We start from the raw sequence: 264 nt of genomic DNA on the forward strand, positions 1-264 counted from the left end.
CTGAATGAGTAATCCATTAGAAAAAATGACCATATATAACCTTTCTGATGAGTTGGGTATATCTAAAAATACAGTGAGCAATCAACTGGTCAATGCAGGTTATGACCTTGCTCGGTATAAAGATAATGGGGTTATCATGTTAGACAATGAATTGATTGGTGTTGTGCGGTCAATTTATCGGTCAAAAGGTGGTCAATTGACTGTGAATTTACCGGACAAGCTGAAAGGCATGGATTTCCTGTAGGAAAAAGAAAATAAATTTTG

1 protein-coding gene is annotated in these 264 nt (G+C 36.0%); it reads left to right on the plus strand.

What is annotated here, in order from left to right; all coding sequences use genetic code 11:
- The first annotated feature begins 25 nt into the window (after nt 1-25).
- The gene (locus DVW06_RS16960; protein ID WP_238696210.1) at nt 26-244 is read left to right on the plus strand and encodes a hypothetical protein; all 219 of its coding nucleotides are present in this window, start codon (nt 26-28) and stop codon (nt 242-244) included.
- Nucleotides 245-264 lie beyond the last annotated feature (20 nt).

This window comes from Enterococcus sp. ARL09-542, assembly GCF_005234805.1.
Classification (GTDB): Bacteria; Bacillota; Bacilli; order Lactobacillales; family Enterococcaceae; genus Enterococcus_D; species Enterococcus_D gallinarum.